Annotated in this window: 14 protein-coding genes and 1 pseudogene; 10 read left to right on the top strand and 5 right to left on the bottom strand. The window is 65.1% G+C overall.

The window, feature by feature from the left end:
- Together BDD18_RS22650 and BDD18_RS20900 are read right to left on the bottom strand one after the other, a co-directional pair.
- Positions 1–138, bottom strand: a pseudogene (locus tag BDD18_RS22650) (DNA-binding response regulator); the annotation flags it as partial.
- On the bottom strand, positions 135–2,105 hold the full coding sequence (locus tag BDD18_RS20900; RefSeq protein WP_142085724.1) for a type IV pili methyl-accepting chemotaxis transducer N-terminal domain-containing protein: 1,971 nt from the start codon (positions 2,103–2,105) through the stop codon (positions 135–137). The pseudogene BDD18_RS22650 and the gene BDD18_RS20900, both read right to left, overlap by 4 nt.
- A 104-nt stretch (positions 2,106–2,209) precedes the next feature.
- Here BDD18_RS20900 and BDD18_RS20895 point away from each other — a divergent pair, with 104 nt between their 5' ends.
- From BDD18_RS20895 to BDD18_RS20870, 6 genes are all read left to right on the top strand, one after another.
- Complete coding sequence (locus BDD18_RS20895; RefSeq protein WP_244939175.1) at positions 2,210–3,109, top strand: ChaN family lipoprotein; 900 nt, start codon at positions 2,210–2,212, stop codon at positions 3,107–3,109.
- A gap of 86 nt (positions 3,110–3,195) precedes the next feature.
- Positions 3,196–4,044, top strand: a complete 849-nt coding sequence (gene purU / locus BDD18_RS20890; protein ID WP_044397315.1) for a formyltetrahydrofolate deformylase — start codon at positions 3,196–3,198, stop codon at positions 4,042–4,044.
- 23 nt (positions 4,045–4,067) lie between these two features.
- The gene (locus BDD18_RS20885) at positions 4,068–4,982 is read left to right on the top strand and encodes a LysR substrate-binding domain-containing protein (protein ID WP_067512390.1); all 915 of its coding nucleotides are present in this window, start codon (positions 4,068–4,070) and stop codon (positions 4,980–4,982) included.
- 207 nt (positions 4,983–5,189) lie between these two features.
- Positions 5,190–6,686 (top strand): FAD-linked oxidase C-terminal domain-containing protein, encoded by a 1,497-nt coding sequence (locus BDD18_RS20880; RefSeq protein WP_370541303.1) that lies wholly within the window; start codon positions 5,190–5,192, stop codon positions 6,684–6,686.
- Positions 6,687–6,695: 9 nt separating this feature from the next.
- Positions 6,696–7,058: a CidA/LrgA family protein gene (locus BDD18_RS20875; RefSeq protein ID WP_142085659.1), complete on the top strand. Its 363-nt coding sequence runs from the start codon at positions 6,696–6,698 to the stop codon at positions 7,056–7,058.
- Positions 7,042–7,767, top strand: a complete 726-nt coding sequence (locus tag BDD18_RS20870) for an LrgB family protein (RefSeq protein WP_142085657.1) — start codon at positions 7,042–7,044, stop codon at positions 7,765–7,767. Before BDD18_RS20875 ends, BDD18_RS20870 begins: the two co-directional genes overlap by 17 nt.
- A gap of 77 nt (positions 7,768–7,844) precedes the next feature.
- Here BDD18_RS20870 and BDD18_RS20865 read toward each other — a convergent pair whose 3' ends face one another.
- Entirely contained in the window at positions 7,845–9,170 is a 1,326-nt protein-coding gene (locus tag BDD18_RS20865; RefSeq protein WP_142085655.1) for a DUF445 domain-containing protein, read from the bottom strand.
- A 36-nt stretch (positions 9,171–9,206) separates the two neighbouring features.
- Entirely contained in the window at positions 9,207–10,343 is a 1,137-nt protein-coding gene (locus BDD18_RS20860; RefSeq protein ID WP_142085653.1) for an aminotransferase class V-fold PLP-dependent enzyme, read from the bottom strand.
- Between the two features lie 143 nt (positions 10,344–10,486).
- On the opposite strand from BDD18_RS20860, the gene ltaE reads away from it, so the two are divergent.
- Positions 10,487–11,557: a low-specificity L-threonine aldolase gene (ltaE, locus tag BDD18_RS20855; RefSeq protein WP_142085651.1), complete on the top strand. Its 1,071-nt coding sequence runs from the start codon at positions 10,487–10,489 to the stop codon at positions 11,555–11,557.
- 16 nt (positions 11,558–11,573) lie between these two features.
- On the opposite strand, the gene BDD18_RS20850 is transcribed toward ltaE, so the two are convergent.
- Positions 11,574–12,302, bottom strand: coding sequence for a YggS family pyridoxal phosphate-dependent enzyme (locus tag BDD18_RS20850; protein WP_066697706.1), 729 nt, complete (start codon positions 12,300–12,302; stop codon positions 11,574–11,576).
- Positions 12,303–12,340: 38 nt separating this feature from the next.
- On the opposite strand from BDD18_RS20850, the gene BDD18_RS20845 reads away from it, so the two are divergent.
- The 3 genes from BDD18_RS20845 to BDD18_RS20835 all read left to right on the top strand — a co-directional run bounded on the left by BDD18_RS20845 (position 12,341) and on the right by BDD18_RS20835 (position 15,289).
- Positions 12,341–13,384 (top strand): type IV pilus twitching motility protein PilT, encoded by a 1,044-nt coding sequence (locus BDD18_RS20845; RefSeq protein ID WP_044397331.1) that lies wholly within the window; start codon positions 12,341–12,343, stop codon positions 13,382–13,384.
- A 66-nt stretch (positions 13,385–13,450) separates the two neighbouring features.
- Positions 13,451–14,086 (top strand): cyclic nucleotide-binding domain-containing protein, encoded by a 636-nt coding sequence (locus BDD18_RS20840; RefSeq protein ID WP_044397333.1) that lies wholly within the window; start codon positions 13,451–13,453, stop codon positions 14,084–14,086.
- 66 nt (positions 14,087–14,152) lie between these two features.
- Positions 14,153–15,289: a PilT/PilU family type 4a pilus ATPase gene (locus BDD18_RS20835; protein WP_142085649.1), complete on the top strand. Its 1,137-nt coding sequence runs from the start codon at positions 14,153–14,155 to the stop codon at positions 15,287–15,289.
- Positions 15,290–15,341: the final 52 nt, after the last annotated feature.

Raw genomic sequence — 15,341 nt, 5'->3', positions numbered from 1 at the left:
CTCGGCGGCGTCGCCTGCCTCACCCACCACCTGCAGGCCGGCATCCTGCCCCAGCAGGGCGATCAGGCCACGCCGGAACAAGGTGTGATCGTCCACCACCAGCAAGGTCACGGGGGCGGCGGCAGCGGGCTGGGTCACGTCAATAGCTCCTGAAGGGGGGCGGGCGAATGGGGGGCGATGGGCGCGGCAGCCACAGGCGCGGCCTGGGCCGGGCTTGCGGCAGCATTGGCTGGTGCGGGTGGCCTGGGGCTGCTGGGCAGCTCGATGCACACGCGTGTGCCCTGCCCGCGGTGCGACTGCACCTGCACCACCGCGCCAATGCGCTGGGCGCGCTCGCGCATGATACCCAGGCCTACGTGCAAGGAATCGGGCGGAACCTGCTCTACCTCAAAGCCCATGCCATCATCCTGGACTTCAAAGCGCCAGCGCGGATGGCGTTCCACCCGCAGCTCCACCCGCGTCGCCTTGGCGTGCTTGCGGACATTCGACAAGGCTTCCTGCACCATGTGCAGCACCTGGATCTGCACATCGGACGGCAGGGGCACGCCGTGGCCGGCCATGGACAGCGACGTGGCCATGCCGGTCTGGTGCTCAAACTTCGACAGCGTGGCGCGCAGCGCAGCCTCGATGTCCTCCTCGCTGGTGCGGGTGCGAAAGTGCACCAGCAACTCGCGCACATCGCTGTAGCACTCGCGCACGCCTACATCCAGTTCGTCGATGCTGCGGTCACGCTTGGCGGTGTCGCCCTTGGCCACGGCATCGCGCAGCAGCTGGGTCTGGATCTTGAGGAAGGCGAGCGACTGGGCGATGGAGTCGTGCAGCTCACGCGCGATCATGCTGCGCTCTTGCGCCACGGCGGCTTCCCGCTCCAGCGCCGTGGCACGCAAGCCCTCCATGGCGCTGGCCAGGTGGCGCGTCATGGCTTCGAGCAACTCCCGCAGATCATCGTTCAACACCACCGGGAAGCGGAAGAACAGATCCACCTCGCCCAGCACGCGCTGCTGCATTTGCACGGGAATGGTCACCATGGTCTCAAACCCGGCTTCGCGGCAATGGGGCAGCGCCACCATGGATGTGGGGGTGATGGGGATGACGCGGGTGCGCGCCTTTTCCTGGGGCTGTCCGCAATGGCAAGAGCCCGTGTGCAGGCAATGCTCTTCTTCCGCCATGGCCCGGGGCAGGCCGTCATTGGCCAGCAACACATAGCGTTCGTTGGCTTCGTCTGACCAGCGCATGGCCACCGCATCGGCCCCGGCCACTTTTCGGGCATGGCGCACAAACGCATTGGCAAGCTCCGTCAGGCTGGCCGCATCCGACGCCAGGCCGCTCACGGCGTACAGGGCTTCCAGCCGCTGGTTCTGCACGGCAATGCTGGCCGTTTTTTCTTGCACCTTCTGCTCCAGCCCCTCGTGCGACGCCTGCAGCGCATGCGCCATCAGGTTGAAGCCAGCAGACAGCTGGCCGAATTCGTCATCGGTGTCCACCGGCAAGCGGGTAGAAAGATCACCCTGGCGCAGACGCGCCTGCGCGCCTTGCAGCCGGGCCACGGGGTTGATCACCAGCAGATAGCTCACGGCCATGAAGGTCACCGCCGCCGCAATGGCCAGGGCCATCATGCACAGCTGAAACAGGTGCAGCGCGGCCGTCCAGCCCGCAATCTGGACCTCAATGGTTTCCACAAAGCGGTCCACCTCACTGACGAAGTGGTCGGCCTGCGCCAGGGCCTGGTCCCGGCTGGGGCGCGGCTCCTGCGTCCACTGTTGCTGCAGCTGGGCCCAGTTGAGTCGGATGGCGTCGAAGCGGGGGCGGGTCTCATCGCTCCAGGGCACAAACAGGGGGCGGGATGGGTCGCCCGTGCGCAGCAGCTCCAGGCTGGCGTCAAATTCTTTGGCATGCTGCTGCACGGCCTGCACGGGCTCGGTCTGCAGCACCATCACCATGCGCAGCATGTTCATGCGAAGCCGCCCCGCCTCGTTCACGGCCGCGGCACCGCCTTCCAGCTTCCAGGTCACCCACAGGGTCAGTCCAATAGAGCTGAGGGCCACGAGCAGGAAGCCTGCGCCCATCGCCAGCAGCTTGGTTGTGAGGGATGGGGAATTTCGCATCGGCGCAGTGTAGGCATGGGCTGCCCAGTGAGTCTTGACCAGGATCAAGACCATACACCCGCACATCCACCAAAGCAACCGCTTAGCATTTGCGCATGCGCTCCATGTCCTTCCGTTTGCCTCTTCCCCCTCTTTCAACGCGCCGCACCGCGCTGGCCCTGCTGATGGTCCTGGCCCTGACAGGTTGCGCCCAGCGCCCTCCGGTGGCCGAGGGGGAGCAATGGCCCCTGGTGCTGCGCACCGTGTTGCCCGCCGAGGTGCTGCTGCTGGGCGAGCAGCACGACGACCCTGAGCACCAGCGCATGCAACACGCTGCCGTGCAGTGGCTGGCCATCCGCAACCAGTTGGGGGCCGTGGTGCTGGAGATGGCAGAACGTGGCACCAGCACTGCAGCCCTGCCGGTGGATGCCACGCCCGCCCAGGTGCAGAACGCTTTGCGCTGGAACGACGCGGCCTGGCCCTGGGCCGCCTATGCCCCGGCCATCATGGAAGCCGTGCGGGCTGGCGTGCCGGTGCTGGGGGGCAACCTGCCCCGCACACAAAACCGCAGTGCGATGCGCGATGACACCTTGGACCTGGTCTTGACCCCCCCGGCCCTGGAGCGCCAGCGCGAGGCCATTCGCCAGGGGCACTGCCGACTGCTGGCGGAAACCCAGGTGCCCGCCATGGCGCGCATCCAGATTGCCCGCGACAAGAGCATGGCCCAGGTCCTGGTAGAGGCCCAGCGGCAATATGGCCAGACGACGGTGCTGATCACCGGCGCCGGCCATGTGCTGCGCACAGCGGGGGTGCCAGTGCACCTCCCCAAAGACCTCACTGCGCGCATCGTGATCGCCATGCAGCACAAGGCGCCGCCACCCAGTGATGGAACACCCGCCCCGGCGGACGACGCGATGGCCCAGGCGGTTGAGCGCACCGTTCCGGCCGATGCCGACCTGGTGTGGGCTTCCCCCTGGCGCGAAGGGCCCGACCACTGCGAGACACTGCGCCAGCAATTGCAGTGACGCAGCGCAAAAGGGCGCCATTGGCGAGCGCCCGCCATATGCCTTGCGCAGCAAACTGGCGCCGGTGCTGCGACAATCGGGCGCCTATGACCCAAGCCTACATCCTTACCCTGTCCTGCCCCGACCGACTGGGACTGGTGCACGCCGTGTCCGGGTTCCTGATGGAACACGGCGGCAATATTGAAGAAGCAGCCCAGTACAACGACAACGCCACAGGCCTGTTCTTCATGCGTGTGCAGTTTGCCTGCGACCAGCACGACCACGCCACCCTGAAGGCCCGCCTGGCCACCTTTGCCGAGCCCCACCAGATGCGCTGGAGCCTGCACACCACGGCCGAGCCGATGAAGACGGTGCTGATGGTCAGCAAGGAAGGCCACTGCCTCAACGACTTGCTGTTCCGCTGGAAATCCGGCCTGCTGCCGGTGGACATCCGCGCCATCATCAGCAACCACCGCGATTTTTATCAGCTGGCCGCCAGCTACAACGTGCCGTTCCACCACATCCCGGTCACGGCAGCCACCAAGGCCCAGGCCGAGGCCAAGCAGTTCGAGATCATCGAGGCCGAAGGCGCCGAACTGGTGGTGCTGGCCCGCTACATGCAGGTCTTGAGCGACGACCTGTGCCGCAAGCTGGCAGGCCGCGCCATCAACATCCACCACAGCTTCCTGCCCAGTTTCAAGGGCGCCAAGCCCTACTACCAGGCGCACGACCGGGGCGTGAAGCTCATCGGCGCCACGGCCCACTATGTGACGGCGGACCTGGACGAAGGCCCGATCATCGAGCAGGACGTGGCCCGCGCAGACCACACCGACACGGTGGAAGACCTGACGGCCCGGGGCCGAGACACCGAAAGCCAGGTGCTGGCCCGCGCCGTGAAGTGGCACAGCGAACACCGCGTGCTGCTCAACGGCCACAAGACCGTGGTCTTCCGCTAAGCAGCGGCGCAACATCCCACCGCATGGCCCAGCCCCCGGTGAGCAGCAGCGCCCTGGCCTTCCAGGCAGGCAACGCCCGGCGCATCCCGCCGATCCAGTGCCTGCTTACCTTTGAGGCACTGGCCCGCCTGCGCAGCGTGACGCTGACGGCGGACGAGCTGTGCGTGACGCCCAGCGCGGTGAGCCACCGGGTCAAGCAGCTGGAGCAGATTCTGGGCGTGCGGCTGTTTGGCCGGGCAGATTTTTCGCTCACCACCGAAGGCAGCGCCTACCTGGCCCATGTGCGCGAGGGACTGGGCGCGCTGCAGCGCTTTCCGGGCGCGGCCTCGGCGCCAGGGCGCAGGCGGCTGAAGCTGGCCGTCACACCCACGTTTGCCCGCACCATCCTCATCCCCCGGCTGCGCCAGTTCACCGAGGCGTACCCCGAAATCGACCTGGCGCTACAGGTGTCCATCCCGCTGCTGGACGTGGTGGCGGAAGACGCCGACCTGATGGTGCGCTTTGGCCCCGGCCACTACGCCGATGTGGAACACATCGAGCTGGCGCGCGACGTGGTCACGCCGCTGGCATCGCCCGCGTTTGTGCGCGAACACGGCCCTTTCGAGCGCCCGGAAGACCTGGAGGGCCTGCCCCTGCTGCGCAGCCCGCTGGAGCCTTGGCGCACCTGGTTTTCGGTCAGCGGACTGGACTGGGCGGAGCCTAGCGAGGGCTCGCAGTTCAACGACATTGGCCTGATGTGCGACGCCGCAGCCGCAGGCATGGGTGTGGCCCTGGTGCGCCTGAAGCTGGGTGCGCCCTGGCTGGACCACGGCACGCTGGTGCGCCTGTTCCCCATCGAAGCGCCCAGCCCCCACGCCCACTACCTGTGCTGGCGCACCGGTGCGATGGAGCGCTGGGAGTGTTCTGCCTTTGCGCAGTGGCTCAAGGCCACGCTATAAGAGCGGCTAACAAAACTCAGCGAAGCGGTTCTGGCTAGGCGCCGCGTCGCAGGCAGTACGCGTAGTACGACAAGACGCGGCAACGACGCCAGAAGAGTTTTGTTAGCCGCTCTAAAGACCTTCCGAGCGCTTTTGTCACACAGCGCGTGACAAAACTTCAAAACGGGACCCCTCCCAAGCAGCGGTACACCGCGTTACAGTGCGCAGGTGATCACCGAAACACCCCACCCCTCCCCTGCCGAGCGCCAGGCGCTGCAATCCCGTGTGGTGCAGGCCCTGTCTGCCGTGGTGCCCGCCCACGCCCTGCTCTGGAACGCTGAAGACACCACCCCCTACGAATGTGACGGCCTGACCGCCTACCGCCAGCGCCCGCTGGTGGTGTGCCTGCCCGAAACGTACGACGAAGTGCAGGCCGTGCTGCGCACTTGCCACCAGTTGCAGGTGCCCGTGGTGGCCCGCGGAGCGGGCACGGGCCTCTCGGGCGGGGCCATGCCCCACGCCATGGGCGTGACGCTGTCGCTGGCCAAGTTCAACCGCATTCTGGAAGTGAACCCCGAAAGCCGCACGGCCGTGGTGCAGTGCGGCGTGCGCAACCTGGCCATCAGCGAGGCGGCGGCACCGTACAACCTTTATTACGCGCCGGACCCCAGCAGCCAGATCGCCTGCACCATCGGCGGCAACGTGGCCGAGAACTCGGGCGGCGTGCACTGCCTGAAATACGGGCTCACGGTGCACAACGTGCTCAAGGTAAAGGGCTTCACGGTGGAAGGCGAGCCCGTGGAATTTGGCAGCGAGGCGCTGGACACCCCCGGCTACGACCTGCTGGCCGCCGTGATCGGCAGCGAGGGCATGCTGGCCGTGACCACTGAAGTCACCGTCAAGCTCGTGCCCAAGCCCCAGCTGGCGCGCTGCATCATGGCCAGCTTTGACGATGTGCGCAAAGCGGGCGACGCCGTGGCTGCCGTGATTGCGGCGGGCATCATCCCCGCCGGGCTCGAGATGATGGACAAGCCCATGACCGCCGCCGTGGAAGACTTTGTGCACGCAGGCTATGACCTGAGTGCCGAAGCCATCCTGCTGTGCGAAAGCGACGGCACACCCGAAGAGGTGGAAGAGGAAATTGGCCGCATGAGCGAGGTGCTGCGCGCGGCGGGCGCCACAGCCATCAGCGTGAGCCAGGACGAGGCCGAACGCCTGCGCTTTTGGAGCGGCCGCAAAAACGCCTTCCCCGCCAGCGGCCGCATCAGCCCCGACTACATGTGCATGGACTCGACCATCCCGCGCAAGCGCCTGGCCGACATCCTGCTGGCCATTGCCGAGATGGAGAAAAAGTACCAGCTGCGCTGCGCCAACGTGTTCCACGCGGGCGACGGCAACCTGCACCCGCTGATCCTGTTCGATGCGAACGACCCGGACCAGCTGCGCCGCTGCGAGCTGTTTGGTGCCGACATTCTGGAGACCAGCGTGGCCATGGGCGGCACCGTGACGGGCGAGCATGGCGTGGGCGTGGAAAAGCTCAGCAGCATGTGCGTGCAGTTCACCACCGAGGAAAACGCGCAGATGTTCGGGCTCAAGCATGCGTTTGACCCGGCCGGTCTGCTCAACCCCGGCAAGGTGATTCCCACGCTGAACCGGTGCGCCGAGTACGGAAAGATGCTGGTGCGCGGCGGGCAGATCAAGCACCCGGACCTGCCCCGGTTCTGACGCTTGCCCATGCGACCCTTGCAAGGCCTGGCGTTCCTGTTGCTCATGCAATCGGGAGGCGAGGCACTTTCCCACTTCCTGAAATTGCCCGTGCCAGGCCCGGTGGTGGGCATGGTGCTTTTGCTGCTGGCGTTGCGGTGGTCTCCCGTGCAGGCGGCTGTGGCACCGGCGGCCGGTTTTTTGCTGAGCCATCTGTCGCTGCTGTTCGTGCCCGTGGGCGTGGGGGTGATGACGCATCTGGCCCTGCTGAGTGCGCACGGCCTGCAGCTGGTGGCGGTGATCGTGCTATCCACCTGGGTGGGCATGGCCGTCACGGCAGGGGTACTGCGGCTTTGGAAGCCCAAGGTGAATGAGCATGCAGAACTTCGTTGAACTCTGGGTCTACCTGTCGTCGGCCCCTCTGTTCGGGTTGACGGCGACGCTGGCTGTGTATGTGCTGGCACAGGCGGTGTCACTGCGTGCCGGGCATGCCCCATGGGCCAACCCGGTGATGCTCTCGGTGGCGGTGCTGGCGGGGGTGTTGCTGGCCACCGGCACGGCGTACCCCACCTACTTTGCGGGCGCGCAGTTCATCCACTTCTTGCTGGGCCCCGCCGTCGTGGCCTTGGGCTGGCCGCTGTGGCAGCGCCGGGCCGCCCTGCGCGCACGCTGGGGGCGGCTGGTGCTGGCCTCTCTGGCAGGGGGCACCGCAGCGGCAGCCAGTGCCGTGGGGCTGGGCTGGGCACTGGGTCTGCCTGGGGATGTGCTGATGTCCCTGGCCCCCAAATCCGTCACGGCCCCGGTGGCGATGGGCGTGGCCGCGCAGATTGGCGGCGTGCCCGCGCTGGCGGCGGTATTCGCTGCGCTGACCGGCATGGTGGGTGCCTTGTCGGGCCGCTGGCTGTTTGGCCTGATGCGCCTGCCCACCGACCCTGAGGGCATGGCTCTGCGTGGCTTCGCGCTGGGCACAGCCTCCCACGGCATTGGCGCCGCCCACGCCATGCAGGTGAATGCCGATGCCGGAGCCTATGCCGGGCTGGCACTGGGCCTGCAGGTGGTGCTGGCGGCCGTGTTGATGCCGCTGGTGTTTCGGCTTTTTTAAGTGATAAAAAGTGGCTCCAGCGCTTATTCAACAAGCGCTGGCAGCTATATTTTTAATAGCAGCCACGTTACAGCCACTCAGCCACCGGCCACGGCCCGCGCAATCTCGCGGGCATGAGACAGACCGAACAGCACCAAGCCAATCAGCCCGCCCACCACGGTGCCGTTGATGCGGATGTACTGCAAGTCCTTGCCAATGTTCAACTCAATCAAGGCAGACATCTGCTCGGCATCCCAGCGCTGCACCGTGTCCTGGATGTGCTGCGCCACAAACTGCGACACGTCCGGCGCCAGTCCTTGCACCCAGCCTTCCATTCGCGTGTTGAAGGACTGGCGCAGTGCCGGGTCGGCCGCCAACGATTCGCCCAGCCACACACCCAACTTCACCACCTGCCGCGCCAGCACGGAATCAGCGTCGGCCAGATCGCGCTGCAATGCGGCGCGCAGGTCCACCCACAGCGTCTTCGCGTACTCGCCCACGGTCGGGTCGGTTTGCAGGTAGGTGCGGATTTCTTCGCCTTTGCGCAGCCACTCGGGGTCGTGGCGCAGGCGTTCGACAAAGCGCTGCAGCGCGCCGTCAAACTGGGCCCGCAGCGTGTGCTGGGGGTTGGCGGCGACCTCGGACATCAGAGTCTCCAGCGCCCGGGCCAGCATGGCAGAGCCTTTGTCGCCCAGCCAGTCGGTGGGCAGCAGCTTTTCAGTGCGGGGGTGGTCTTTCTTGAGCCAGGCCACGATGGTCTGCGCCACCCATTCACGCGTTTCGGGGTTCTGCAGCCACTCGACGAGCTTGTGCAGCACTTCTTCCAGCAGCGCCTGGTGGCGCCCGTTGTGCGTGAGGGTACCCAGCACCGCCGCCAGGGCGCGCGACAGATCCAGTTGCCCAATGAGGGTGCGCACCGCCTTTTGGACGAAGCGCTCCACCTGCGCATCCTGCACTGTCTCCAGCGCGGCAGACGCCAGGCGCACCGCCTGCTGGCCCAGCAAGGCCGCGTTGCCGGGGGCCAGCAACCACTGCGAGAGGCGCTCAGCCGGGTCGTGCCTGCGGATCAGTGCCACCAGCGAGGGCACGTCGAGGAACTTGTCGCGCACAAAGGAGCCCAGGTTGCGCCCGATGCGCTCCTGGTTGCGGGCAATCACCGCCGTGTGCGGTATGGGCAGCCCCAGCGGCCGGCGAAACAGGGCCACCACGGCAAACCAGTCGGCCAGAGCACCCACCATGGCAGCCTCGGCCATGGCCTTGATGCAGTTGAGCAGCAGGCCGCGCTCGACCAGGCTGGTAGCCACAAAAACGGCCGTGACCACCAGCAGCAGCGCCAGCGCCTGGCGCTTGGCACGGCGCAGGGCTACATGCGCCGGGGTCTCCACAGCCCCAGCGGGGTGCTCAACGCGGTCGCTATCTGGCATGCGGAGGCTGCAACTCCATCCAGCCCATTCCAAGCATCAAGCGGCTGCGACCTTGTCGAGCGCGGCACTCAGGTGCCCCACGGTGCGGTCCACGTTGTGCCATTTCTCCAGACCAAACAAGCCGATGCGGAAGGTCTTGAAGTCTGGCCCCTCGTCGCACTGCAGGGGTACGCCGGAAGCCGTCTGGAGCCCCACCTCGAGGAATTTCTTGCCGCTCTGGATGGCGGGGTCGCTGGTGTAGCTCACGACCACGCCGGGCGCCTTGAAGCCGTCTGCCGCCACGCTGGGAAAGCCGCGCGACTCCAGCAGGGCACGCACCTTGGCGCCCAGGTCCATCTGTTCCTGCCGCACTTTTTCAAAGCCGTACGCCCGCGTTTCCGCCATCACGTCGCGCAGGCGAACCAGTGCGTCGGTGGGCATGGTGGTGTGGTACGCGTGCTGGCCTTTTTCATAGCCCTCGGCAATCTGCATCCACTTTTTCAGATCGCACGCGAAGCTGGAGCTTTGTGTGCCTTCAATGGCTTGCCGGGCGCGTTCGCTCAGCATCACCATCGCGCAGCAGGGACTACTGCTCCAGCCCTTTTGCGGGGCGGAGATCAAAACGTCCACCCCCGAGGCCTGCATGTCCACCCACATCGCGCCCGAAGCAATGCAATCCAGCACGAACAGCGCGCCCACTTCGTGTGCGGCAGCACTCACGGTGCGGATGTAGTCGTCGCTCAGGATGATGCCGCTGGAGGTTTCCACATGCGGGGCGAACACCACCTTGGGCTTTTCAGCGCGGATGGTGGCAGCCACCTCCTCGGCGGGGCACGGCGCCCAGGGGGCCTGCGCGCCATCGCCCTGACGGCGCGCCTTGCAAACCACGGCCCCGCCGCCCAGGCCTTTGTCGGCATCAAAAATCTGGCTCCAGCGGTAGCTGAACCAGCCGTTGCGCACGATCAGCACTTTTTGCTGGTTGGCAAACTGGCGCGCCACGGCCTCCATGCCGAACGTGCCGCTGCCGGGCACCAGCACGGCGGTATGGGCGTGGTACACCTCCTTGAGCGTGGCCAGGATGTCCTGCATGACGCCGGTGAAGCGCTTGGACATGTGGTTGAGCGCACGGTCGGTGTAGACCACCGAGAATTCGAGCAGGCCATCGGGGTCGATATCGGGCAAAAGGCCGGGCATGTAAACCTCTCCATCAACAGGAACGCCACCCCGGCACGGGGCGGGCTAGACGGATCAGCTTAGCACGCAGTCAATGCAAAAGACCTGCGCCAGCCCTGATGTACGCAGGGCGTTACGATGCCCTTTTTATCCGCAGGACCGCCATGCCCGACTTTCGCAGCGACACCGTCACCCAGCCCACGCCCGCCATGCGCGAGGCCATGTTCAAGGCCCCGCTGGGCGACGATGTGTTTGCCGACGACCCCTCGGTGAATGCCCTGCAGGAGCACGCGGCCGAGCTGCTGGGCTTTGAAGCAGCGCTCTTCGCCCCGTCCGGCACGCAGACCAACCTGATCGCCCTGTGGGGCCACTGCCAGCGGGGTGACGAGGCCATCGTGGGGCAGAGCTGGCACACCTACCGCTGGGAAGCGGGCGGCATGGCGGTGCTGGGCTCGATCCAGCCGCAGCCGGTCGAAACCCAGCCCGACGGCACACTGCGCCTGGCCGACATCGCCGCCGCCATCAAGCCCGACGACCCGCACTTTGCGCGCACCCGCCTCGTGGTGCTGGAGAACACCACCGGTGGCCAGGTGCTACCGCCCGAGTACGTGGCCGAGGTGGCCCAACTGGCGCGCCAGCGCGGGCTGGCACTGCACCTGGATGGCGCGCGCCTGTTCAATGCAGCCACGGCCAACGCAGCACGCCGCGGCACCGATGTGTACCAGGAAGCGCGCGAGCTGTGCAGCCACTTTGATTCGGTATCGGTATGCCTGAGCAAGGGCCTGGGCGCCCCCGTGGGCTCACTGGTGCTGGGCAGCGCGGCCTTTATTCGCCAGGCACGCCGCACGCGCAAGATTTTGGGGGGCGGCATGCGCCAGGCTGGCGTGCTGGCAGCGGCGGGCCACTACGCGCTGCAGCACCACGTCAGGCGTCTGGCAGAAGACCACGCCAATTTGCACACGCTGGCGTCAGGCCTGCGTGCCGTGGGTGAAAACCACCCGGTTCTGCGCGGGCGCATCACCGTACACCCCTGGCAAACCAACATCCTGTTCACTGATGTGCAGGCCGATGTGGCACCGGCATTCACTGCCTGGCTGGCGCAGCACCAGATCCGGGTGACCAGCAGTTTGTACGGCGGCCAGTCGCGTCTGCGCTGGGTCACGCATCTGGATGTGAACGCTGCCGACGTACAGGCTGCGCTCGACTGCGTGGCGCGCTTTACGCTGCCGGGCTGACCGGCCGGGGTCTCTTTCAAGCAGCCGGGTAGGTGCGCGCACCGAAGACGCCCGTGCCCACACGCACCATGGTGCTGCCCGCCTGGATGGCGGCATCCAGGTCGGCGGTCATGCCCATCGACAGGGTGTCCCATGGAGCGCTGTGCACATCTGCATGTGCCGCGAGAGCCGCCCGGATTCTCTCGAACAGCGCATGCGCTGCTTCATGCACTGTCTTTTGCGCGGCGAATTCGGGATAAGGCTCGGGAATGCTCATCACCCCGCGCAGCTGCAACCGTGACAGTTTTGCCACGGCCAGGGCCAACTCCAAAGCTTCTTCGGGGGGCACACCGGCTTTGTTGTCGCCGCCATCCACATTGACCTGGATGCAAACGTTCAGCGGCGGCAGATGCGCGGGCCGCTGGTCTGACAAGCGCTGGGCGATTTTGAGACGATCCACCGTGTGCACCCAGTCGAAGTGCTCGGCCACCAGGCGCGTCTTGTTGCTCTGAATGGGGCCAATGCAGTGCCACTGCAACGCATACGGCACCATCTCACGCAGCGCCAGGATCTTGTCCACGCCTTCCTGAATGTAGTTCTCTCCAAACGCCCGCTGGCCGGCAGCTGCGGCTTCGGCCACTACGGCGGCCCCAAATGTCTTGGAAACGGCCAGCAAAGACACCTCTTCGCGCGCCCGCCCAGCGGCCTGGCACGCCTGGGAAATGCGGTCGTTCACTTGTTGGAGGTTGTTGGCAATCGTGGTCATAATGGCCGCCAAGCGTACCAAACGATAGAGGGAGCCCCGTGGACATCACCCAATTGCTGGCGTTCAGCGTCAAGAACAAGGCCTCCGACTTGCACTTGTCGGCGGGATTGCCACCCATGATTCGAGTCCACGGCGACGTGCGACGCATCAACGTGGAAGCACTGGACCACAAGACCGTGCACGCGATGGTGTACGACATCATGAACGACGCTCAGCGCAAGCAGTACGAGGAATTTCTCGAGGTTGACTTCTCGTTTGAAATCGAAGGCCTGGCCCGTTTCCGCGTCAACGCGTTCAACCAGAACCGCGGCTCGGCTGCCGTGTTCCGGACCATTCCCAGCAAGATCCTGACGCTGGAGCAGCTCAACGCGCCCAAGATCTTCGGCGACCTGGCCCTCAAGCCCCGTGGTCTGGTCTTGGTGACCGGCCCCACGGGCTCGGGCAAATCCACCACGCTGGCCGCCATGGTCAACTACCTGAACGAAACCGAGTACGGCCACATCCTCACGGTGGAAGACCCGATCGAGTTCGTGCACGAATCCAAAAAGTGCCTGATCAACCAGCGCGAAGTGGGGCCGATGACGCTGTCGTTTGCGGCAGCGCTGAAGTCTGCGCTGCGTGAAGACCCGGACGCGATTCTGGTGGGCGAAATGCGCGACCTGGAAACCATTCGCCTGGCCATGACGGCTGCCGAAACCGGCCACTTGGTGTTCGGCACGCTGCACACCTCCAGCGCGGCCAAGACCATCGACCGGATCATTGACGTGTTCCCGGCTGAAGAAAAGGAAATGGTGCGCGCGATGCTGTCGGAATCGCTGCAGGCCGTGATCTCCCAAACCCTGTGCAAAACCAAGGACGGCTCTGGCCGTGTGGCTGCGCACGAAATCATGCTGGGCACCAGCGCCATCCGCAATCTGATCCGCGAGGCCAAGGTGGCGCAGATGTATTCGACCATCCAGACCAGCAACAGCGTGGGCATGCAGACGCTGGACCAGAACCTCACAGACCTGGTGCGCCGCAACATCATCAGCCCCGCTGAAGCGCGCAGCAAAGCCAAGATCCCAGAAAACTTCCCAGGCTGATGGGCACCCACGCCAGCCCACCCGAACACACTTGGCGGCACAAACTGCCGCAGACCGGAGCAACTTATGAAAGGCATTCTTGGCCTTCTGCGTTCTAAAACCTTGGTGAACAAACCCAAGGATGAGAGCACGGACTCCATGCTCTTCTCCACCGCGTTCGCTGGCCAGGGCGTGGACGATTCCATGCTGGTGCCCTGGGAAGCCCGTGCAGTAGAAGTGGGCGCAAAAAGGCTGTCCGCCAGCCGGGGGGGCAAGCTGCTGCAAGGCTTGTGGGCCAAAGACAAATACATGGCGCACCTGGACAAGGACGCCGTGGAGCGCATGGAGCGCTTCTTTGAGTTTGCGTCGGTGCCATCGAACCGCGACCTGATTCGCCAAGACGAATATGGCAATTTCATGGTGGTGTTGCTGACGGGCACCATTGCGGTGGACCGCGTTCAGCCTTGGGGTGAGCAGCTGCGCCTGGCAGAAACCCGCCCGGGGGACATCCTCGGGGAAATGTCCCTGCTGGACAGCGGCATCCGCTTTTCGGCCTGCACCACATTGACCGACTGCGAAATTGCGGTGCTCAGCGCTGAAGCCATGGACGAAATGATGTCCCAGGATCCCCAACTGGCAGCCAGTCTGATTGCCCTGCTGGCGCGTAAACTGTCGCTGCGCTTGCGTGTGGTCAGTGCCCGCCTGAGCGACTACCAAAAATAACGGCACGTAAGAAGCAGAAATCACATCCGCGCCAGCGGGTGACAATGACGCCAGAGAGGATTTCGGATGGAACGCGATCAGGCCAGTAAATTCATCAATGACCTGCTCAAGTTGATGGTGAGCCGCAACGGCAGCGACTTGTTCATCACTGCGGAGTTCCCGCCAGCCATCAAGGTCGATGGCAAGGTGACCAAGGTATCCCCGCAGCCATTGACACCCACGCATACGCTGACCTTGGCCCGCGCCATCATGAGCGACAAGCAGGTGGCCGATTTCGAGCGCACCAAGGAATGCAATTTCGCCATTTCGCCTGCAGGCATCGGCCGTTTTCGGGTCAATGCGTTCGTGCAGCAAGGCCGAGTGGGCATGGTGCTGCGTACCATTCCATTGGCGCTGCCCACCATTGACGGTCTGGGCGTGCCCCAGGTGCTCAAGGAGATCACCATGACCAAGCGCGGCTTGTGCATCATCGTGGGTGCCACAGGCTCGGGCAAGTCCACCACGCTGGCAGCGATGGTGGATTGGCGCAACGAAAACTCGTTCGGCCACATCATCACCGTGGAAGACCCTGTCGAATTTGTGCACCCGCACAAGAACTGCGTGGTTACGCAGCGCGAAGTGGGGCTGGACACCGACACTTGGGAGGCAGCGCTCAAGAACACCCTGCGCCAAGCCCCGGACGTGATCCTGATGGGCGAAATCCGCGACCGCGAAACCATGGAGCACGCCATCGCGTTCTCGGAAACCGGGCACTTGTGCATGGCCACGCTGCACGCCAACAGTGCCAACCAGGCACTGGACCGGATCATCAACTTCTTTCCTGAAGAGCGCCGCGCTCAGCTGCTGATGGACCTGTCATTGAACCTGCGCGCCATGGTGTCGCAACGCCTGGTGGCAAAGCAGGACGGCAAAGGCCGTGCGGCGGCCGTGGAGATCATGATCAACACGCCCCTGATTTCCGACCTCATCTTCAAGGGTGAAGTCTCGGAAATCAAAGAAATTATGAAGAAGAGCCGCAACCTGGGCATGCAGACGTTTGACCAGTCGCTCTTTGACTTGTACGAAGCCAATGTGATCAGTTACGAAGACGCACTGCGCAATGCCGATTCGCTGAACGACCTGCGATTGCAGATCAAGCTCAACAGCCAGCGCGCCAGGTCGCCTGATCTGGCCTCGGGCACCGAGCATTTCGCCATCGTCTGAGCCCCTGCGCTGCGGCGCGCCACACTCCCACCCCGGCGCCTGCCCTTGGAAT

The organism is Acidovorax temperans, from assembly GCF_006716905.1.
Classification (GTDB): domain Bacteria; phylum Pseudomonadota; class Gammaproteobacteria; order Burkholderiales; family Burkholderiaceae_C; genus Acidovorax; species Acidovorax temperans.
Note: the sequence above shows the minus strand (reverse complement) of the source record. Positions and strands in the feature narration are given on the sequence as shown.